The 21,225-nt window shown below is 60.3% G+C and carries 21 protein-coding genes; all 21 read left to right on the top strand.

Going from position 1 to position 21,225, the window contains the following annotated elements:
• The first annotated feature begins 106 nt into the window (after nucleotides 1-106).
• The 21 genes from hisS to D8M21_RS04300 all read left to right on the top strand — a co-directional run bounded on the left by hisS (nucleotide 107) and on the right by D8M21_RS04300 (nucleotide 21,222).
• Nucleotides 107-1,459 (top strand): histidine--tRNA ligase, encoded by a 1,353-nt coding sequence (gene hisS, locus D8M21_RS04400; protein ID WP_048678672.1) that lies wholly within the window; start codon nucleotides 107-109, stop codon nucleotides 1,457-1,459.
• A 107-nt stretch (nucleotides 1,460-1,566) separates the two neighbouring features.
• Entirely contained in the window at nucleotides 1,567-3,342 is a 1,776-nt protein-coding gene (aspS, locus tag D8M21_RS04395; protein WP_048678416.1) for an aspartate--tRNA ligase, read from the top strand.
• Between the two features lie 102 nt (nucleotides 3,343-3,444).
• The gene (gene dtd, locus D8M21_RS04390) at nucleotides 3,445-3,882 is read left to right on the top strand and encodes a D-aminoacyl-tRNA deacylase (protein ID WP_048678414.1); all 438 of its coding nucleotides are present in this window, start codon (nucleotides 3,445-3,447) and stop codon (nucleotides 3,880-3,882) included.
• Between the two features lie 31 nt (nucleotides 3,883-3,913).
• A complete protein-coding gene (locus D8M21_RS04385) occupies nucleotides 3,914-5,308 on the top strand; it encodes a replication-associated recombination protein A (RefSeq protein WP_238651024.1) in 1,395 nt (464 codons plus the stop codon).
• A gap of 137 nt (nucleotides 5,309-5,445) precedes the next feature.
• The gene (locus D8M21_RS11395) at nucleotides 5,446-6,063 is read left to right on the top strand and encodes a hypothetical protein (protein ID WP_048678411.1); all 618 of its coding nucleotides are present in this window, start codon (nucleotides 5,446-5,448) and stop codon (nucleotides 6,061-6,063) included.
• A 274-nt stretch (nucleotides 6,064-6,337) separates the two neighbouring features.
• Nucleotides 6,338-6,979: a 30S ribosomal protein S4 gene (rpsD, locus tag D8M21_RS04375; protein WP_048678410.1), complete on the top strand. Its 642-nt coding sequence runs from the start codon at nucleotides 6,338-6,340 to the stop codon at nucleotides 6,977-6,979.
• A 144-nt stretch (nucleotides 6,980-7,123) separates the two neighbouring features.
• Nucleotides 7,124-7,546 (top strand): DUF948 domain-containing protein, encoded by a 423-nt coding sequence (locus D8M21_RS04370; RefSeq protein ID WP_048678407.1) that lies wholly within the window; start codon nucleotides 7,124-7,126, stop codon nucleotides 7,544-7,546.
• Nucleotides 7,543-8,016 (top strand): hypothetical protein, encoded by a 474-nt coding sequence (locus D8M21_RS04365; protein WP_048678406.1) that lies wholly within the window; start codon nucleotides 7,543-7,545, stop codon nucleotides 8,014-8,016. Before D8M21_RS04370 ends, D8M21_RS04365 begins: the two co-directional genes overlap by 4 nt.
• 80 nt (nucleotides 8,017-8,096) lie before the next feature.
• A complete protein-coding gene (alaS, locus tag D8M21_RS04360; RefSeq protein ID WP_048678404.1) occupies nucleotides 8,097-10,790 on the top strand; it encodes an alanine--tRNA ligase in 2,694 nt (897 codons plus the stop codon).
• Nucleotides 10,791-10,807: 17 nt separating this feature from the next.
• Nucleotides 10,808-11,329, top strand: coding sequence for a Holliday junction resolvase RuvX (gene ruvX / locus D8M21_RS04355; protein ID WP_048678403.1), 522 nt, complete (start codon nucleotides 10,808-10,810; stop codon nucleotides 11,327-11,329).
• A complete protein-coding gene (mltG, locus tag D8M21_RS04350) occupies nucleotides 11,326-12,540 on the top strand; it encodes an endolytic transglycosylase MltG (RefSeq protein ID WP_126855671.1) in 1,215 nt (404 codons plus the stop codon). Before ruvX ends, mltG begins: the two co-directional genes overlap by 4 nt.
• Complete coding sequence (locus D8M21_RS04345; RefSeq protein WP_238651022.1) at nucleotides 12,507-13,469, top strand: shikimate dehydrogenase family protein; 963 nt, start codon at nucleotides 12,507-12,509, stop codon at nucleotides 13,467-13,469. Before mltG ends, D8M21_RS04345 begins: the two co-directional genes overlap by 34 nt.
• A gap of 79 nt (nucleotides 13,470-13,548) precedes the next feature.
• Nucleotides 13,549-14,769 (top strand): chorismate synthase, encoded by a 1,221-nt coding sequence (gene aroC, locus D8M21_RS04340; protein ID WP_048678399.1) that lies wholly within the window; start codon nucleotides 13,549-13,551, stop codon nucleotides 14,767-14,769.
• Nucleotides 14,766-15,329, top strand: coding sequence for a shikimate kinase (locus D8M21_RS04335; protein WP_048678398.1), 564 nt, complete (start codon nucleotides 14,766-14,768; stop codon nucleotides 15,327-15,329). The genes aroC and D8M21_RS04335 overlap by 4 nt, the downstream gene beginning before the upstream one ends.
• Before the next feature lie 45 nt (nucleotides 15,330-15,374).
• Nucleotides 15,375-16,475 carry a 3-dehydroquinate synthase gene (aroB, locus tag D8M21_RS04330; protein WP_048678396.1) on the top strand — a complete coding sequence of 367 codons (1,101 nt, stop codon included), beginning with the start codon at nucleotides 15,375-15,377 and terminating at the stop codon, nucleotides 16,473-16,475.
• A gap of 93 nt (nucleotides 16,476-16,568) precedes the next feature.
• A complete protein-coding gene (gene efp, locus D8M21_RS04325; protein WP_048678395.1) occupies nucleotides 16,569-17,132 on the top strand; it encodes an elongation factor P in 564 nt (187 codons plus the stop codon).
• Nucleotides 17,129-17,542, top strand: coding sequence for a transcription antitermination factor NusB (nusB, locus tag D8M21_RS04320; protein WP_048678393.1), 414 nt, complete (start codon nucleotides 17,129-17,131; stop codon nucleotides 17,540-17,542). The genes efp and nusB overlap by 4 nt, the downstream gene beginning before the upstream one ends.
• Before the next feature lie 130 nt (nucleotides 17,543-17,672).
• Nucleotides 17,673-18,329 (top strand): bifunctional pyr operon transcriptional regulator/uracil phosphoribosyltransferase PyrR, encoded by a 657-nt coding sequence (pyrR, locus tag D8M21_RS04315; RefSeq protein ID WP_048678391.1) that lies wholly within the window; start codon nucleotides 17,673-17,675, stop codon nucleotides 18,327-18,329.
• Nucleotides 18,326-19,309 (top strand): aspartate carbamoyltransferase catalytic subunit, encoded by a 984-nt coding sequence (locus D8M21_RS04310; RefSeq protein ID WP_048678389.1) that lies wholly within the window; start codon nucleotides 18,326-18,328, stop codon nucleotides 19,307-19,309. The genes pyrR and D8M21_RS04310 overlap by 4 nt, the downstream gene beginning before the upstream one ends.
• Nucleotides 19,310-19,317: 8 nt before the next feature.
• Nucleotides 19,318-20,637 carry a dihydroorotase gene (locus D8M21_RS04305; protein WP_126855670.1) on the top strand — a complete coding sequence of 440 codons (1,320 nt, stop codon included), beginning with the start codon at nucleotides 19,318-19,320 and terminating at the stop codon, nucleotides 20,635-20,637.
• A gap of 6 nt (nucleotides 20,638-20,643) precedes the next feature.
• A complete protein-coding gene (locus tag D8M21_RS04300) occupies nucleotides 20,644-21,222 on the top strand; it encodes a PH-like domain-containing protein (protein ID WP_082156613.1) in 579 nt (192 codons plus the stop codon).
• The last annotated feature ends 3 nt before the right edge of the window (nucleotides 21,223-21,225 follow it).

The following is a 21,225-nucleotide window of genomic DNA, read 5'->3' as shown; positions in this document are numbered from 1 at the left end:
CTTCATGCCCGCGCGGGTTCGTGCGGGCCAGGCGGCAAGGTTTAGGCTTAAGGGCGAGTATGCGCCCGACAACGCAGGTCTGGTGCGGCGAACCGAGGAGAGATTCATGGCCCGAAAGGCGTCCTTGTCCGGCTTTTCCGAATTGCTACCCGAAGAAAGGGTCGTGGAAAACCACGTTTTGGACGTTTTGCGCCGCACTTTTGAACTGCATGGATTCTCATCCATCGAGACGCGTTCCGTGGAAACCGTCGACCAGCTCCTGCAGAAGGGCGAGATCGACAAAGAGGTATACGCGGTTTCTCGATTGCAAGAAGATTCGGGGACTGCCTCGAGTGAAAAGTTGGCCTTGCACTTTGACCTGACGGTTCCGTTTGCACGCTACGTCGTCGAGAACGCCGGATACCTCAACTTTCCGTTCATGCGGTATCAGATCCAAAAATCGTGGCGCGGTGAGCGTCCGCAGGAGGGACGCGCCCGCGAATTTACTCAGGCGGACATCGACGTCGTGGGGGAGGAGACTCTTCCTTTCCGGTACGACGTCGAGCTCGCACTCGTCGTCGTCGAGGCGCTCAAGCAACTTCCCATCCCGGAATTCAGGCTTCGGCTCAATAACCGGAAGCTGTCGGAAGGCTTCTATCGCGGCATCGGCCTCAGCGATACCGCGGGCGTTCTGCGAGCCATCGACAAGCTGGAAAAGATCGGTCCCGAGGCCGTCGCGAAGATTCTTCGCGACGAGGTGGGAGCGAGCGAGCAGCAAGCGCAAGCGGCGCTGGATCTCGCTTCCATCCGAAGCGAAGGCCTGGACTTCGTGGAGAAGGTGCGTGCGTTTGGCGTCGATGACGAGCTGCTGGAGCAAGGCCTCCAAGAACTCTCGGAAGTCATGGCCGAAGCTTCTAAACGGGCTCCCGGTACCGTGATCGTGGATCTCTCAATTGCACGCGGGCTCGATTACTACACGGGGACCGTGTACGAAACCTTCCTCGTGGGTCACGAGAAGCTTGGCTCCATTTGCTCAGGTGGCCGGTATGAGTCTCTGGCCAGCACCGGCAAGAAGACCTATCCCGGCGTGGGCCTCTCGATCGGCGTCACTCGCTTGGTCGCCAGAATGCTTTCTCAGAATCTTGCACAGGCTTCGCGTAAGGTCCCGTCCGCGGTGTTGATTGCCCTCACCAACGACGAGGCATGGCCCCAGGCTCAGGACGTGGCTGATCAGCTGCGTTCGCGTGGGGTGGCGTGCGAGGTGTCCGCGAATGCCGCGAAATTTGGCAAGCAGATTCGCTACGCCGACCGTCGTGGAATTCCGTTTGTGTGGTTCCTCTCCATGGACGACGACGGTCATACCCTTCACGAAGTCAAGGACATTCGCTCGGGAGAACAGATCCCGGCCGATCCCCAGGCATGGATGCCGCCCGAAGAGGACCTCGTCCCTCGCGTGGTGGCGACGTCCGAGGCCCGTTAACTCATCCACATCAGCCCGTTTGCCAACCGGGGCCTAACCTCAGGTCGGTAGACTCGGCATTACACACCCCGGCGGGAAGCCCGCCGACCACGTCGAAAGGACCGTGAGTGTTACGCACGCATACCCTCGGTGAACTCACCGCCGAGAACATCGGAGAGACCGTCACCCTTGCTGGGTGGGTTGCCCGCCGTCGCGACCATGGTGGCGTTGCCTTCGTCGATCTACGAGACCGGGCAGGCGTGACCCAGTGCGTGTTCCACGATGAGGCCGACTTCGATGCCCTGCGCAACGAGTACGTCCTGCAGGTCACCGGCAAGGTCACCCGCCGTCCGGAAGGAAACGATAACCCCAATCTCGTGACCGGCGAGATCGAGGTTGAAGTGGAGGGTGTTGAGGTGCTCAACACCTCGGCTCCCTTGCCTTTCCAGATCGATGAACACGTGGAAGTTGGCGAAGAAGCGCGTCTGCGTCACCGCTACCTGGACCTTCGTCGTCCGGCTCCTGCTGCGGCCATGCGCCTGCGTTCCGACGCGAGCCGCACCGTCCGAGAGCTCCTGCACCAGGATGAGTTCCTCGAAGTCGAGACGCCCACAATGACGCGTTCGACACCCGAAGGCGCACGAGACTTCGTGATCCCGGCCCGTTTGGCACCCGGTTCCTGGTACGCCTTGCCGCAATCCCCTCAGCTGTTTAAGCAGCTGCTGCAGGTCGGCGGCATCGAAAAGTACTTCCAGATTGCACGGTGCTACCGCGATGAGGACTTCCGCGCCGATCGCCAGCCGGAGTTCACCCAGCTGGACATCGAAGCTTCGTTCGTGGAGCAAGACGACATCATCGACCTCGGCGAGCGGGTCGTGGAAGCGCTCTGGAAACTGATCGACGTCGAAGTTCCCCGTCCGATCCGTCGTATGACCTACTGGGAAGCGATGGAGAAGTACGGCTCCGACAAGCCAGACCTGCGCTTTGGCCTCGAGCTGACGGAACTCACCGAGTACTTCAAAGACACCACCTTCCGAGTTTTCAAGGCTCCCTACGTGGGCGCCGTGGTCATGCCTGGCGGTGCCTCTCAGCCGCGCCGTACGCTGGACGCTTGGCAGGAATGGGCCAAGCAACGCGGCGCCAAGGGGCTCGCGTACGTCCTCGTGCAGGAAGACGGCACCCTGACTGGGCCGGTCGCCAAGAACATCACGGAGGCCGAACGCGAAGGCATCGCGGCGAAGGTCGGCGCCAAGCCGGGCGACTGCATCTTCTTCGCTGCGGGGGAGGTCAAGAACTCGCGGGCGCTACTCGGTGCAGCGCGCGTTGAAATCGGCCACCGCACCGGTCTGATCAAGGACGATGAATGGGCGTTTGTCTGGATTGTCGATGCCCCCATGTTTGAGTCGGCTCAGGATGCCGTGGATTCGGGCGACGTTGCGCTCGGCAATTCCGCTTGGACGGCCGTTCACCACGCCTTCACGTCACCGAAGCCCGAATTCATGGACACCTTCGACCAAGACCCGGGATCCGCGTTGGCCTATGCGTACGACATCGTGTGCAACGGCAACGAAATTGGCGGCGGCTCTATCCGTATCCATCGCCGGGATGTCCAGGAGCGGGTCTTCGGCGTCATGGGCATCAGCGAAGAGGAAGCGCAGGAGAAGTTTGGCTTCCTCCTCGAAGCCTTCAAGTACGGTGCGCCTCCCCACGGCGGAATCGCGTTCGGTTGGGATCGCATGATGGCCTTGCTGGCCGGCACGGACTCCATTCGCGAGGTCATTGCCTTCCCCAAGACCGGCAACGGTTACGATCCGTTGACCTCGGCTCCGGCCCCGATCACGGATCAACAACGTCGTGAGACTGGCGTGGACGCCAAGCCCGAGCCCAAGGCCACGGAGAAGTAAAAGTACTAGCGCGAAGCCCCGGTATGGACCGGGGCTTCGCGCGTTGTAGTGCCGGTTCGCAGCTGAGTGAGTCGGAACTCTCGACGGCGATAGCATGGGCTGATGCGCATAGTTTTACAACGGGCACTCAGGGCCAACGTCTCGGTCGACGACGAAGTCGTTGGCAGCATCGATCGCCCCGGATTGGTGGCGCTCGTCGGCGTGACTCACGACGACGGCGATCGCGAGATTGACAAGCTTGCCGATAAGACCTGCAACGTGCGGCTGATGGACGGAGAAGTCTCGTGCCTTGAAGCGGGCGCACCGATTTTGGCCGTCAGTCAATTCACGCTGTACGGAAGCGCGAAGAAGGGAAGGCGCCCTTCATGGTCTCAGGCCGCACCGGGACCGGTTTCGGAACCCATCTTCGAACGCTACGTCGGCAGATTGAGGGAACTGGGCGCGGACGTGGAAACGGGGCGTTTCGGTGCGAACATGCAGGTCGAGTTGATCAACGACGGTCCCGTGACCCTCATTCTGGACAGCGCTGACCTGTTGTGACCCAGCTAGCGCCTGCCGATAGGCTTTCATCGTGACTCAATCACTCTTCGATTCCTCTGATGGTCGGGAAGAAGGCTCCGAAACTGGGGGCCGATCCCGAGGCCCTCAAAGCCCTTTGGCTGTGAGGATGCGTCCCCGCACGGTCTCCGAGATTGTGGGACAACAGCATGCCTTGAAGCCTGGTTCTCCGCTGAGAGTCTTAGCGGGGGAAGACGCTGGGCCGGCTGGACCGTCGTCGGTGATCTTGTGGGGCCCTCCGGGGACCGGAAAGACGACAATCGCTCACGTGATTGCGCGCGGTTCGACCCGTAAATTCGTGGAGCTCTCAGCGGTGACGGCTGGTGTGAAGGATGTCCGAGCCGTCATGGACCAAGCCCTCAACGACCGAGACTTGCGCGGCGTGACGACGGTCTTGTTCTTGGATGAAATTCACCGATTCACCAAAGCTCAACAAGATGCATTGTTGCCCGGAGTGGAAAATCGGTGGGTAGTGCTGGTCGCAGCCACGACGGAAAATCCTTCGTTTTCGGTCATTTCCCCCTTGCTCTCTAGATCCATCTTGGTGACCTTGCAGAGCCTGAATGCGGAAGATATCGGCGGTTTGCTCGACCGGGCAGTCACAGACGAACGAGGACTCCAGGGGAAAGTGTCCCTGAGCGCGTCCGCCCGCCGTCATGTGGTGGAACTTTGCGGCGGTGATGCCCGGCGCGCCCTCACGGCCCTGGAGGCAGCTGCTGCGGTGGCCTACGGAGAGTCGGAGAGCGATGATGGGGAACCCGTCGAGATCACTGAAAAGCACACCGAAGAGGCCATGGACCGGGCCGCATTGCGCTACGACCGCATGGGGGATCAGCATTACGACGTCATCTCGGCTTTCATCAAGTCCATTCGTGGTTCGGACGTGGATGCTGCCCTGCACTATTTGGCGCGCATGATCGAGGCGGGCGAGGACCCTCGATTTATCGCGCGTCGGATCGTGGTGCACGCGAGCGAGGACATTGGCATGGCCGATCCCACCGCGTTGCAAACGGCCGTTGCGGCTGCACAGGCTGTGCAACTCATCGGAATGCCCGAAGCCCGGATTAATCTGGCACAAGCCGTCATTCACCTTGCTACTGCCCCGAAATCCAACGCCGTCGTGACCGCGATCGATAGCGCCATCGGGGATATCCGTTCCGGGAAATCGGGCAGTGTACCCGCACACCTACGGGATGCCCATTATCCTGGGGCAGCCGAGCACGGTCATGGTAGAGGCTACGTATACCCCCATGATGTACCTCATGCCGTGGCACAACAGCAGTATGCACCGGACGAGCTCGTGGGACGCGAGTACTACCGTCCGACCGAGTACGGCGCCGAGCGACCCCTCCAGAAGCGACTCGGAATCATCCGCAAGATCCTTGGGAGAAGTAGCACGGACCGGTAGTTAAAATTTGGATAAAAATTGGATATCATGTCCACGTCGCTGTGGGCTGAAGGTGGCTCGTAACCACCTCCTCGGCGGCTACTTATCAATTTGATTACTGGGAGTTGGGAACAGCTCGCACATCACTTGGGGAATTCATGAATCCAACTATTTCTCGACGGACGCTCGCCAAGGGCGCCGCCTGGTCCGCGCCGGTGGTTTTGGGGGCCAGCCCGGTGCACGCCGCGTCATATTCCGACTATTGCCCGTCAGATGACGAACTCAACGCCGGGATCTGTAGCGCAAAATTTGCCTCTGCGTGGCAGGTGATCGGCGCCAAAACCTACAGCACCACGGCGGGAGGTTTGCTCAACGCGACCACTGCCATGAACTTCGGAACGAAGTGGCAGTGCCACAACCGGGGCCTGGTCAACTGGAAGATGTACAACCGGGCGGCGCACTACACGCTTCCTCGACCCAAAATTGTCTTCCGGGACGGTACTACGTATGAGGGAACGACGACGCTGGGATCGGATCAGGGTGGCGGGGCACAAGTTGGCTTCTTGTTCTCACTTTCGGTCTATTGGGAAGGGTCTAAGAGGTCGAACAGGAAAGACTGGGCCGGTGCGCAGGTGAGCGTTCCGATGAAGCTTTTCTACACTTCCCCGAATGGCACGCTCCGAAACTGCCAACTCGTGATGAAGTACGAAATGCCGACCACATACTCGATGCTGGTCAAGCCCATGGGAAATCCTCGTTTCGAGCTTTATCCCTAACGTGAGGGTGGGCGTTCGCTGCAAAAGTAGGCGGGTGTCGGACACGGGTTCATGGAGGCTGGTGGGGTGGCACAGCATGAGGTAAGGTGGGACGCTGGCTGGCAAGCTCCCCAAAACGCACCGAATGGTGATCACCGGGGTAGTTGTAGCAAGAGTTGCGGCTGACTCGAGCTCTCCACCGCGCGAAACGTGCGCGGCACTCTGGAGGCCAGTAACACCAGAACAATGACCAAGGACCTCCGCGGAAATTGGTCAACCGCATGAAAGGTAAATTGTGGCTGCTACTACTAAGAGCAAGCGCGCCCGTAACTTGGTGCGCAAGTCTCGTGCCCTCGGAATCCCGCTGACTCCGAAGGCTGAGAAGTACTTCGAGCGTCGTCCGTATGGCCCCGGCCAGCACGGTCGTGCCCGCAAGAAGGCTGACTCGGACTATGCTGTCCGTCTGCGCGAGAAGCAGCGTCTTCGCGCCCAGTACAACATTCGTGAGGCGCAGATGCGTCGTGCCTACGCCGAAGCTAAGCGCGTCGAGGGTCAGACCGGTGAAAAGCTGGTCGAGCTGCTCGAGTCGCGTCTGGATGCTTTGGTTCTTCGTTCGGGCTTTGCTCGTACGATTTCCCAGGCACGCCAGATGGTCGTTCACCGTCACATCATGGTCGACGGCGTCCGCGTGGATCGCCCCTCCTTCAAGGTGAAGCCCGGTCAGCTCATTCACGTCCACCCGCGTTCGGAAAAGATGGATCCGTTCCAGGTTGCCGCCACCGGCGCGCACCAGGACGTTCTGCCGGACACTCCGGGATACTTGAATGTCGAGATCGACAAGTTGCACGCCAAGCTGGAGCGCGCACCCAAGCGTAGCGAGATTCCTGTCACTTGCGAGGAACAGCTCGTGGTCGAGTACTACGCCCGTATGGCGTAATTCTTTAGGCCTCATAGTGATGGCCCGGGCACATGCCCGGGCCATCACGCTCTTAACGGGATGGATGCCGTAAACTGACACTCATTCCGGTGGCCTTTCCTGGGCCACCAATCCATGAAGTCGACAGAGGAGACGGTTGCGTCTATGACGGGTGGAGACATTGCCGGCCTGATTGCGGCCGGAGTATTTGCCATCTTGGTAGCCCTGCTTGCGGTGCCTATCGTCAAGTTGGGCAAGGTCTTCGACGAGGTACGAGTTGCGGTCCGACAGATCAACGAGGGAACAGGTCCCTTGATCGATGAAGTGACGCGAACGGTCACCACCACCAATTCTCAGTTGGCCAAGGTGGAAGGCATTACCGATAACGTCTCCGATGCCTCAGCTAACGTATCGGCGTTGTCTAGCTTGGTGGCCTCGACGGTGGGGCAACCGCTCATCAAAATGGCTGCTTTCTCCTACGGAGTTCGCAAAGCTTTCCGCCCAGAGGACACCCCGGGGAAAGGCTCAGCTGATGGCACCCGTGGCACTGGGGGAGCTACCGATAGTCCGGCGGGAGGGGCCCAATGAGCTTCTGGACGAAAACTGGTTTGATTCTGGCGGGAGCCGCCGCGGGATACTTCGCGTCGAAGCGCGGGGGACAGGTTGTCCACGCCGCCCAAGAACTAGTGGTCAGGGATTCCATGCAGGTTGATAAGCGCAGTAATCACCAAGGCGCCCTCGATAAAATCTGGGCCTCGGACTTCATGGGCCCTGTGCGTCGTGGAGCTCTCCGAGGCCTCAAATTTGCGGCCACCGTCAAACAAGGCATGACCGAGCGGGAAGATGAACTCAATCGCCGGTATGCCAACCAAAAGAAGGACCTTCGCCCCGGGTCCCTCGATACATGGGGCGATACCTACAACACCGAGAACCTCTCCGTGTCGGAACCGACCCGGGAAGAGGCACGCCCGGACGTGCTCGACGGTGAGGCTCCGGTCCGCGACGCGGATCTACCGCCAGGCTTTTTCACCGGCGGTGCGGAGCACCGAGAACGTTAGCGGATGAGTGCTTCCCCGTGAGGCGCACCAAATTTTGAATCGTCACGATAGATTCCCAGGACGAAGGACACATAGCGGACATGCTTTCTCAGGACATTAAAAAGCGTTGGATCAATTTCTTCTCCGAACGTGGACACACCGTAGTCCCGTCGGCCTCTCTGATCTCCAACGAGCCCGGCGCCATGTTCACGATCGCCGGAATGGTCCCGTTCATCCCCTATTTCCTCGGACGTGAAACGGCTCCCTATAGCCGTGCGACGTCGGTGCAGAAGTGTATTCGTACGCTCGATATCGACGAGGTCGGGAAGACTGCCCGCCACGGAACCTTCTTTCAGATGGCCGGAAACTTCTCGTTTGGGGACTACTTCAAAGAGCAGGCCATCCCGTTCGCTTACACCTTGCTCACCACGCCTCAAGACGAGGGTGGATTCGGGTTGGATCCCGAACGCTTGTGGGTCACCGTGTACGAAGGGGACCAGGAAGCCTACGACATCTGGACTCGGGAGGTGGGATTCCCCGAGGAACGTGTTCAGCGTATGAACATGAAGGAGAACTATTGGTCGACGGGCCAGCCAGGTCCCGCCGGCCCGGACTCGGAAATCTTCTACGACCGTGGCCCTGCGTACGGTCGCGACGGAGGGCCCGCAGCCGACGAAGACCGGTACATCGAAATCTGGAACCTCGTGTTCATGCAGTACCAACGTGGCGAGGGAATCGGTAAAGAAGACTTCGAGATCCTCGGCGAGCTTCCGAAGAAGAATATCGATACCGGCTTGGGGCTCGAGCGCTTGGCCATGTTGTTGCAGGGTGTCGAGAACTTCTACGAGACCGATCAGGTGCGGCCCGTCCTGGACGAGGCCGCTCGACTCGCCGGAAAGAAATATTTTGGCTCTGAATCCGCCGAGGATGAGGGCTACGAGGACGACGTGCGCTTGCGCGTCGTCGCCGACCACATCCGTTCGTCGCTGATGCTGATCGCCGACGGTGTGAGTCCCTCGAATGAAGGTCGCGGTTACATTCTGCGCCGCTTGTTGCGCCGTGCGATTCGCGCGATGCGGCTCCTTGGGGTCACCGAACCGTGTTTGCCGGTTCTCCTGCCCGTGTCAAAGGACGCCATGCAGGGTGCCTACCCTGAAGTTGGTACCGATTTTGATCGCATCTCACGGATCGCATATGCCGAGGAGCGGGCGTTCCTTCACACCATCGAATCGGGAACGACTCGACTCAACGAGGCGGTGACTCACGCTAAATCAGCGGGCGGATCCGTCTCGGGTGAAGAAGCCTTCGCCTTGCACGATACCTACGGCTTCCCGATTGATCTGACCCTGGAAATGGCTTCCGAGGCCGGCGTCGCCGTGGATGAGTCTGCCTTCCGTGCACTCATGGAGGAGCAGCGTCATCGTGCCCAGGCCGATGCGAAGGCCAAGAAGGGGTCTCACGCGGATCTCAGCGCTTTCCGAGAATTGGTCGACGAGCGCGGCTCGGTCTTCACCGGATACACAGAGTTGCGAGGAGAAAGCACCATTCGGGCGGTCTTGCAGAATGGTGTGTCCGTTCCGGCGGCTTCCCAGGGGGACTCCGTAGAAATCGTTTTGGACGAGACACCCTTCTACGCCGAGGCCGGCGGTCAAGCGGCCGATACCGGCATGATCACCGGTAACGGATTCTCGATTCGCATCCACGACGTTCAGCAGCCGGTTCGTGGCCTGAGCGTCCACAAAGGCGAAGTGACTGAAGGCCAGGTAGTCACCGGATCGGAGGCCTTGGCACAGGTCGACGTTCAACGTCGCAAAGATGCCGAAAAGGCGCACTCGGGCACACATATCGTGCACGCCGCCTTGCGGAGCGTTCTCGGCCCGGAAGCGGTTCAGCGAGGATCCTTCAACAAGGAGGGTTACCTCCGCTTCGACTTCGCCTGGACCGACTCACTGTCTGACGGCGCCCGCGAAGAGGTCGAAGGGGTCTCCAATACCGCGATCCGTGACAATTACGACGTCGTGACCCGCGAAATGCCCTTGGATGAAGCGAAGGCCATGGGGGCCATCGGCCTGTTCGGCGAGAAGTACGGGGATATCGTGCGCGTCGTCGAGATCAATGGAGACTTCTCCCGCGAGTTGTGTGGTGGCACGCACGTGTCGACCTCTGCGGAGATCGGATCGTTGTCGTTGCTGTCCGAGCAGTCCGTGGGTTCGGGTAACCGTCGTGTCGAGGCCTTGGTGGGGCTGGACTCCTTCAACCACCTCGCTGCCGAACGCACGCTGGTCCATCAGCTCACCGACCTCATGAAGGTGCAGAATTCGGCGGATCTTCCGGAAAAGATCTCGTCCACCCTGGGGCGTCTCAAGCAGGCAGAAAAGGAACTGGAAAAGCTCCGTAAGGAAAAACTCCAGACGGAAGCCGGGCGGCTCGTGGAGAAGGCCGAGCTTCTGGGCGGAGTCCGGGTGCTCGCGCACGACGCCGGTGAACTTGCGGGCGACGACGTCCGGAATCTGGCGACTGATCTTCGCCACAGGCTCGGAGAAGATGCCGCAACCGTGGTGGTTTCCGGTGTCAATAACGGACGTCCGGTCGTCGTGGTCGCCACCAACCAGGCGGCCCGTGAGCAGGGCGTGAAGGCTGGCGCCTTGGTGCGGACCGCAGCTGGCGTATTGGGCGGCGGCGGTGGCGGCAAGGACGACCTCGCCCAGGGCGGCGGCCAAGATCCCACCAAAATTTCCGAGGCCTTTGACGCCGTCAAGAGCCAGATCGCTACCGCAGGATCATCGCGATCGTGATGAGAAGGGGCGTACGCATGGGGGTCGACGTGGGCAATGCCCGCGTCGGCCTCGCCCTGAGCGATCCCGATGGGATTTTGGCCACACCATTGAAAACTTTAAAGAGAAACTCCAATACCAATTCGGACCGTCGGGTGCTGCGTAAATTCATCGACGTGCACGAGGTGACGGAGGTATTCGTGGGGCATCCTCGGACCATGCGTGGCGGCTCCAGTGCATCCACCCAGATGGCCGAAGATTACGCGGCAGGACTGGTGTCTGAGCTGCTAGAAGAGGGGCGAGGTGACATCCCCGTTTGGCTCGTGGACGAGAGGCTCACGACGGTCTCTGCGCAGCGTTCCTTGCACGAGGCGGGTGTCTCTTCACGGGACTTCAAAACCATGGTTGACCAGATGGCAGCGGTGCATATTCTTCAACAGGCCCTCGACGCGCTGAAAGCGGATCGCTCGGTCGCGGGATATTGTGTTAACTCGGAGCAACGCGGCGTCGGCACTGAGCCGTTACCCGATGACACCGAAAAGAATGGAGAACCTTCGTGAGCGAAGATTCATCACGAAAAAACCGTGGAGAGTCTTCGGGTGATGACAATGAGTCCTTCCACGGGCTTTTCTCCCCGACAGATGCCGAGCGACGCGCCGGAATCCAAGGGCTACGCATCGAGCAGGAAGATCTGACTCCCGCGCAGGCGCGCCGACGCGAAGCCCGACGTCGTCAAGCGCTCATCACGGCAACCATCATTTTCGTGATCGGCTTGGTAACCACGTTGGCCATCGTTGGTCCCCGGACGGGACTTTTCGAAGCCAAGGATTACCACGGTGACGGTAACGGTAAGAGTGTCAGCATTGAGGTTGGACAAGGCGACACCAACGCCACGGTCGGTCAGCAGCTCGAACAAAAGGGCGTCGTGGCCAATAGCGAGAAATTCGTTTCCACCATGGAAGAGAAGGCCAACGGCAAGTTCATTCAGCCCGGAACCTTCGAGCTTCAGCAACACATGAGTTCTGAAGCGGCGATGAACTCGCTCACCGGATCGGGTAGTGCCAAGCACTACGTCGCGATCAATCAGAATCTCCGTAAGGACGAAGCCTTCGACGCCCTGTCTAAGGGCACCGGAATCAACGTCAGCGACTTCAAGGAGCTCGACAAGGACCCAGGCCAGTTCGGCATCCCGAGCCAATTCAACTCGCTGGAAGGATTCCTGCATCCGGGAGAATACCGTTTCAAGTCCGATGCTTCGGCCAAAGACGTCATCCAGGAGATGGTCGACAAGACGAAGAAGGATCTCAAGGACGCCGGTGTCGACAGCGACGACGAAATCTTCCATACGGTGACGGTCGCTTCGATCCTCGAATTCGAGGCGACGCCGCACGACTACAAGGCGGTTGCCGGAGCCATCGACAATCGTGTGGATAACCCAGGCGGCGAGACTCAGGGATTCTTGCAGTCCGACGCCACGGTTGCCTATGGGCTCGGCAAGAAGACGTATCAGATCTCCGATGACCAAAAGCGAGACGCGTCCAATAAGTACAACACCTTTGCCAATAAGGGGTTGCCGATTGGGCCCATCGGTTCGCCGGCTGCGGATGCCATCAAGGCCGCAGCGCATCCGGATCACAACGATTACTACTACTGGGTGACGGTGAATCTTGATACGGGCGAGACCAAATTCGCCAAGACCTATGAAGAGCATCAGAAAAATGTTGAAGAGTACGACCAGTGGTGCTCGGATCATTCGGGCAAATGCTCCTGACTCGAACGCCTGAAGGACCGTGGGCGGCCGTTCTTGGTCACCCGGTGCATCACAGCCTGTCGCCGGTGATGCACCGGGCGGCCTACGCGGTGCTCGGCGAAGAATTGTCGTACACTTTGGCGGATGTCGAGGAGGATGACTTCGCCACGGCAGTCGCCCCCGCTCTGCAGGATCCGCGGTGGAGGGGTTTCTCCGTGACCATGCCCCTAAAATCGGTTGCGTGCCGACAGGCCGATCGTCTGACGGGATTCGCGCAGGTTGTGGGAGTCATCAACACCTTGGTGCCCATTTGGGCGGGGCAAGAACGCCACATTCTCGGACATAACACCGACGTTTCGGGAATCGTCAATGCCCTCGTCGCGGCACAACCCCACCTGCCGGAGCGTCCCCGAGCGGCGATCCTGGGTGGAGGCGGTACGGCTTCCGCGGCCACTGCGGCGTTACACATCCTGGGTGCGGACAACATGACCGTATTCGTGCGGAACCCGAAAAGGACCGAGCGCGTGGCGTCGGTGGCCGATCGCTTGGGAACGACGCTGGAATGGGCCCCTTTGGAGGCTGCCCCGGCCCGCATGGGCGAATTCGACGTGATCGTCTCGACATTGCCGGCTCGGGCCTTTGACGACTATGCGCCATCGATCTCGGGGGATTTGACCGGTTTGGCACTTTTGGATGTGTCCTATGACCCGTGGCCCTCGGGGCTGGCCGTGGCCGCGCAAGACCGAGGCGCCGCAGCCGTCTCGGGGCGTGACATGTTGTTGTATCAGGCAGTGGATCAGATCAAACTGTTCACGGGGCGACTTCTCTCCGAGGAACTGCCGCATCAGATGGAAGTATTGAGGGCGATGGCCGACGCCGCTGGCGTGCAAGCTCGCGTGAAGGCCCCCCGCAAGATTTACGACGATCAAACCCTTAGGCCCCGTCGCTGAATCCCGATAGGAATTTCACCGGCTCCACGGGAACGACGGCGGATCACCGAATACTCACACGAAAGATAGAGGTAAAACCGTGACATTGCGTTGGCTGACGGCCGGGGAGTCCCACGGCGAAGCACTCGTGGGAATCATTGAGGGTGTACCGGCCGGCGTCGAGCTCACGTCGGCAGATATTCGGGACGCCCTCGCGCGACGTCGGCTCGGATACGGCCGAGGCGCCCGGATGAAATTTGAGGAAGACCGCGTGAGGATCCTCGGTGGAGTCCGGCACGGCCTGACGCAGGGCGGCCCCGTCTCCATCGAGATTGCCAACACCGAATGGCCCAAATGGACCGACGTCATGTCGTCGGATCCGGTCGACCCATCCGTTCTCGAAGGCAGGGCTCGCAACGCCGCGCTGACGCGCCCACGTCCGGGTCACGCGGACTTTACCGGAATGCAAAAGTACGGGTTCTCCGAATCCCGTCCTGTGCTGGAGCGCGCCAGCGCTCGAGAAACGGCCACCCGTGTGGCGCTTGGTGTGGTCGCGGCGAAAATTCTCGAAGCACTGGGCGCTCAGCTCGTGAGCCACACGACGGCAATCGGTTCGGTGGCCGCCCCTCTGGACGCCGAGCGACCTCTTCCGCGTCACGTAGAAGCTCTGGACGCGGATCCGCTCCGGTGCTTCGACCACAAAACGTCGGAAGCCATGGTGCGTGAGGTGGACGTCGCACACAAGGACGGCGAAACGTTGGGCGGCGTCGTCGAGGTTCTCGCATATGGTCTCGTCCCGGGGCTCGGCTCTTACGTTCACTGGGACCGCCGCCTCGACTCGCGATTGGCCGGCGCGCTCATGGGGATCCAAGCCATTAAGGGCGTGGAAGTCGGCGATGGTTTCCTCACCGCCACACGGCGAGGAACGGAAGCTCACGACGAAATTTCTCTCGACGCGGACGGCCGGGTTCTTCGCGAAACCAACCGAGCCGGAGGCATCGAAGGTGGGATGAGCATCGGCGATACCCTTCGGGTGCGGGCCGGCATGAAGCCCATCGCGACAGTTCCTCGGGCGTTGAAGACCGTAGATACCTCGACCGGCGAACCGACCACCGCGCATCACCAACGGTCCGACGTCTGCGCCGTGCCGGCTGCTGGTGTGGTGGCCGAGGCGATGGTGGCGCTCGTTCTCGCCGATGCTTACCTGGAGAAATTCGGTGGGGATTCGATCGCAGAATCGCAACGCAACATGCGCACGTACCTGGAAAATATTCCCGAGGAACTGGGGTGGGTCTCCAACTCGCGGGGTTGGGATCAATGACTCGTGACGGCCGAGCGTCCATCATCCTCATTGGCCCCATGGCCGCCGGTAAATCGTGGCTTGGGCGAGGCCTTGCGCAATCCCACGGCTACGCGTTTGTGGATTCGGACGAGTACATCGTGGCGCATCATGGAGAGATTGCGCAGATTTTTGTGGACCATGGGGAAGCACACTTCCGAGACCTTGAGGCGTCGTCGATCGAAGAGATCCTCCGGGAGGACCTCGGGGAGAGATCGGTGGTGTCTCTGGGAGGGGGAGCACCGATGTCGGAACGCGTCCGTCGACTCCTCCAGGGGCACACAGTGGTCTTCGTTCGGGTGGACGCGGATACCGTCCGCCCACGGATCATGAGAGATGCATCCCGTCCCATGCTTCAGCCGGATCCCATGAGACGATGGCAAGAAATTTTTGACGAACGCGTGGGCACTTACGAGGAACTCGCCGACATCGTCGTCGATGCTTCAGGGCCGCGTGATGTTCCGGAACTCGTCGAGGAGATTCACCACGCGGTTCAAGACAAGAAACACCAGGCGGAATCGGAATCCCACGAGGTCGGCTGAGTCGAATGGTGGCGTCACAGCGCGCCGCTCTAGCAGGAGGTACAGATGAGTCAGGAACAGGCGGCACCAACGCGGATCTCGGTTACGGGGCAGTTGCCCACGGATAACTATGACGTGCACGTTGGGCATGACTTGCTCGTTCAACTTCCCGAAATTTTGGGCCCCCGTGTTCAACGCGTCTTGGTGGTTCACCCGAGAGCCTTGCGTTCCACGGGTGAACTCGTCATGAATGACCTCAAATCTGCGGGTTTCGAGTCCTTCAGTGCGGAAATCCCCGATGCCGAAGAGGGCAAACACATCCAAGTTGCGGCCTTCTGCTGGCAGGTTTTGGGGCAGAACGACTTCACCCGCTCCGACGCGATCATTTCCGTCGGAGGCGGCGCGGTGTCCGACGTCGCAGGGTTCGTGGCGGCTACGTGGTTGCGTGGGGTTCGTGTGGTCCACATTCCCACCACATTGTTGGGCATGGTCGACGCCGCCGTGGGCGGAAAGACGGGCATCAATACCGCCGAAGGCAAGAACCTGGTGGGATCCTTCCACACGCCCGCCGCCGTATTGTGCGATGTGGGCACCCTCCGGACCCTTCCGGTCCACGAGTTGGTCACAGGATTAGCCGAGGTCATCAAGTGTGGATTCATCGCGGACCCCGTGATTTTGGATCTCATCGAGGCCGAGCCCGAAAAAGTACGGGATTCGCAGTCCGCCGTCATTCGTGAATTGATTGAACGGTCCATCCGGGTCAAGGCCGAGGTTGTCTCGGAGGATCTCAAAGAATCGGGACGCCGTGAATTCTTGAATTACGGGCATACGCTGGCGCACGCGATTGAGGTCAACGAGCGCTACCAATGGCGTCATGGTGCGGCCGTGTCCGTCGGAATGGTCTTTGCCGCGGAATTGTCCGCAGCAGCGGGCAATTTGGACGGTGCCGTTGTGGACCGAACCCGAAGCATCCTGGAGAGTGTTGGGCTTCCGACGACGTACCGTGGGGACCAGTGGAAAAAGCTCCTGGACGCCATGCACCGGGATAAAAAGGCCCGCGGAAATCTCTTACGTTTTGTGGTCCTCGACCGTGTGGGTTCTCCCCGCATGATGGAAGTTCCGGACGAATCCATTCTGTTTGCGACTTACCAAGAAATCGCATCCTGAAAAACCAGGTACCACCAGAGCGTTACAATAGCTATCGATTAACCATGCACGCTGTTTGAGCGTGCCCATCGACGATCCGCCAAAGGAGTGTTCGTGGCAACGACCAACGACATCAAGAACGGGACCATCCTCAAGCTCGACGGGAATCTCTGGGGTGTCATCGAATTCCAGCACGTCAAGCCGGGCAAGGGCGGTGCGTTCGTGCGCACCAAGCTGCGCAACGTCAACACCGGCAAGGTCGTCGACAAGACATTCAACGCCGGCGCCAAGGTCGAGCTGACCACCGTGGACCGTTCCGAGTACCAGTACCTGTACCAGGATGGTGCCGATTACGTCTTCATGGACAACAAGACCTACGACCAGATCAACGTGCCGGAGGCTGTGGTTGGAGACGCCGCCAACTTCATGTTGGAAAACCAGAACGTGACTCTCGCGATGCACGAAGGTGCGCCGCTGTACATTGAGTTGCCGCCGTCGGTAGTTCTGGAAATCACCTACACCGAGCCGGGCCTTCAGGGTGACCGTTCCACCGGTGGCAACAAGCCCGCCACGCTCGAGACCGGTGCCACGATCCAGGTTCCGCTGTTCGTCGAGCAGGGCACCAAGGTCAAGGTCGACACCCGCTCCGGCGATTACCTGGGCCGCGTCAACGAGTGAATTCGAGAACTAAAGCGCGCGTTCGCGCCCTGGAAGTACTGTTTGAGGCCGAAGAACGCCACGAGGATACCCTCGAGGTTCTCCGGCGTCGGCGCCTGCACACCTCGGCATTGATCTCAGATTATTCAGAGAGAATCGTGCAGGGTGTCGTCGAGCGAGACGAAGAGATCCGAGAGTACATCGAGACCTATTCCAAGGGATGGGCCATGGATCGCATGCCCTCCGTGGACCGCGCGTTGTTACGCATGGGTGTCTGGGAATTGCTGTACAACGATGATGTGCCCGACGCCGTAGCCGTGGCGGAAGCGACGGGCCTGGCACGCACGCATTCAACCGACGATTCACCGCGGTTTATCAACGGGGTGCTGGGTCGATTGCAGAAGGTCAAGCCCACCTTGATGACCGATTAAGACAACGACGGACGCCGTCGGGAGTTTCTCCCGGCGGCGTCCGTCTTTCGGTGTGGTAGCTTGGCCGAGATGCATTCATCTTGCTGACCTTTAAATTCCGTCCCGTGAGTCGGGGAAGGAGGCAATCGCGATGACTACTCACTACCGTTCCGATGCGGAACCGAATACTCGGATTTCCTCGAACGCGCGCGTGATTTTGGATACCGCGGATGTCAACCGGGCTCTGACCCGTATAGCTCATGAGATCGTCGAGTCCAATAGGGGCACGAAGGATCTCGTGCTTTTAGGCATTCCCCGGCGAGGTTTTCCCCTCGCGCAAAGGTTGGCGCAGAAAATAGCCGCCACCGAAACGTCATTTGATATTGATGCTTCTCTGGGGCAACTGGACGTCACGATGTACCGCGATGATCTGCGGCGGAACACGTCCCGTACCCCGGCGCCGACACACATTCCTGCCGCGGGGATCGACGGAAAAAACGTCGTTTTGGTTGACGATGTCTTGTACTCGGGTCGTACCATTCGCGCGGCATTAGACGCCCTGGCGGATTTTGGCCGCCCCGCCGTCGTACGTTTGGCCGTCCTGACAGATCGCGGCCATCGTCAGCTACCTATTCGCGCGGACCATGTGGGTAAGAACCTGCCGACGTCGCACCACGAATCCGTCAAGGTTTTTCTTCGAGAAACCGACGAACCGCCCATCACGTCCGGCGGTACCGGGGATCGCGATGTCTCCGACAGTGTCGTGCTCGATCCGGGCGCTGAGGCCAAGAAGGGATCCATCGCATGAAGCATCTACTCGATACCCAAGACTTGAGCCTCGCCGAGGCGATAGAGATTCTCGACACCGCCGACAGCATGGCCGAGGTGGGCAACCGAGAGGTCAAGAAGCTTCCGGCCCTGCGCGGACGCACCGTGGTCAACCTGTTCTTCGAGGACTCGACGCGAACTCGCATCTCTTTCGAAACCGCTGAGAAGAGACTGTCCGCGGACGTCATCAATTTCGCGGCCAAAGGCTCTTCCGTGTCGAAGGGCGAGTCTCTCAAAGACACCGCTCAAACCCTCGAAGCCATCAACGCCGACGCCATCGTGATGCGCCATCCTTCCTCGGGCGCTCCGGAACGCTTGGCAACCAGCGGCTGGATTTCTTCCCCCGTGATTAACGCCGGGGACGGAATGCACGCGCATCCGACGCAGGCCTTGTTGGATGCCATGACTCTGCGCCAGCATCGGTCTCGACTAACCGGGGAGCCCACGCGTGGCTCGAGTCTTCGGGGCATGACGGTAGCAATCGTGGGCGACGTGCTGCATTCGCGGGTCGCTCGATCCAACGTGTGGTTGCTGTCCTTGCTCGGGGTGCGCGTGATCTTGGTGTCGCCGCCGACCTTGTTGCCTGTGCGCATCGACGACTGGCCCGTCGAGGTGTGTTACGACCTCGACGAGGCGCTAACACACGACCTTGACGCGATCATGATGCTCAGGATCCAGCGGGAGCGCATGCATGCCTCGTTTTTCCCGTCGTCGGAGGAGTACGCCAGGATGTGGGGCCTGACGCCGGAACGGCTGGCCTACTTGGACGGTCGCGGTGCCGAAACGGCAATTTTGCACCCCGGACCCATGAACCGCGGGCTAGAAATCAGTGCGGCCGCCGCGGACTCTCCGAGATCTCTCGTCCTCGACCAGGTGACCAACGGTGTTTCGGTGCGCATGTCCGTGTTGTATCACCTTCTCACCGGGCCTCAGGGCACTTCCGACCATTCCGCACTGTAAAGGACATCATGAGCTCACAGCATTTTTTGATCCGCCGGGCCAATGTTCTCGGCGAAAACGTCGTCGACCTGCGAGTCGAAGACGCCACAATCACCGAAACAGGAACCGACCTTCCGGAGCGTGACGCCGAAGTCATCGAAGCGGAGGGCCTGATCGCCCTCCCAGGCCTCGTCGATGTCCATACTCACCTTCGGGAACCAGGCCGCGAGGACGCGGAAACGGTCGAAACCGGAACGCGAGCCGCAGCAGCGGGGGGATATACCGCCGTCTGTGCGATGGCGAATTCACAGCCGGTGGCCGACACGGCAGGTCTGGTCGAACAGGTGTGGGAACTCGGCCGCGCGGCAGGGTGGGCCGACGTCCACCCCATCGGCGCCGTGACGGTGGGTCTCCAAGGTGAACGGCTCGCCGAGATCGGGGCCATGGCTGATTCGCGGGCCCAGGTCCGCATGTTCTCGGACGACGGCAAGTGCGTGCATAACGCGTTGCTGATGCGCCGTGCCCTGGAATACGTCAAGACCTTCGACGGCGTCGTCGCCCAACATGCTCAAGAGCCTGCACTGACCGAAGACGCCCAGATGAACGAGGGAAGTGTGTCGGCGGACCTGGGGTTGGCCGGTTGGCCGGCGGTCGCGGAGGAGGCGATCATCGCCCGTGACGTCCTATTGGCTCAGCACGTCGGTTCTCGCGTGCACATTTGCCACGTTTCCACCAAGGGGTCGGTGGAAATCATTCGCTGGGCCAAGGAGCGCGGCATTGATGTCACCGCCGAGGTGACACCGCACCACCTGGTGCTCACGGATGAGCTCGTGCGGACTTACGACCCGGTGTACAAGGTCAATCCGCCCCTCCGTACACGAGAAGACGTGGAAGCGTTGCGGGCGGCCGTTGCCGACGGAACGATCGACGTGATCGGAACCGATCATGCCCCGCACCCCCTCGAGGCCAAGGAATGTGAGTGGTCCACCGCGGCGATGGGTATGACGGGGCTCGAAACGGCGTTGTCCATTATTCAGATGACCCTCGTGGAAACCGGCACGATCGGTTGGTCCGATGTTGCTCGAATTATGTCCACCGTCCCAGCTCGCATCGCCCGTATCGATGATCAAGGCCGCCCCCTCGCCCAGGGGGAACCCGCGAATATCGTGCTCGTCGACCCCGAAGCTCGCCGAACGGTTGACCCTCAAACCCATGCTTCTAAGGGACGTAATTCGCCGTACAAGGCGATGGACGTTCCTGGCCAAGTCCGAGCAACCTTCCTCAAAGGTCACCCGACCGTGCTGAACGGCTGCTTGGCTACACCGCGCAATGCTGGCGCGGAGAATTAGGAAAAGATGTCTGTCAACCACCTGCTGACGTTGGTCTCTTCGTTGATCTTGGCGGCCTTGGTATTCGCCCTGATTGCCTGGGGATGGCGCTCCCGAACCACAAGACAGGCCGGAATCGCTGACGTACCTCACGTTCCCCAGGAACTCGAGGGAAGCACCGCGGAATTCGCCTGCCACGTCCAATACGTTTGCACCACCACCGCCGGAGACTGGCTGGACAGAATTGCGGTTCACGGCTTGGGCGTGAAATCCAATGGCCAGGCCTTGGTTTATCCGGAGGGCCTGATCGTGACTCGCGATGGCTCCCGAGACCTCTGGATCCCTCGGGATTCCATCGAGGTGCTTCGACGCGAATCCGGCATGGCCGGAAAATTCGTCGAGAAGGACGGGTTGGCCGTCATCTCGTGGCGTCTCGGCGACCGGCTGGTGGACACCGGGCTACGAACCCGACGAGCCGCCGATACTCCTGAGCTGTTGGAACGTCTACGAGCACATGTTCCGGACGCTGACAGCGCTCTTCCCGCACCTCACCAGAACCAGGACACTGAGGCCTCCGGGCCGTCTGTAGAAACCACTAGGAAGTGAATT

The sequence above is a fragment of the Kocuria sp. HSID16901 genome, from assembly GCF_003989425.1.
In the GTDB taxonomy this organism is placed as follows: Bacteria; Actinomycetota; Actinomycetes; order Actinomycetales; family Micrococcaceae; genus Rothia; species Rothia massiliensis.
The sequence above is the reverse complement of the archived record's forward strand: the minus strand, read 5'-3'. Positions and strand labels throughout refer to the sequence as shown.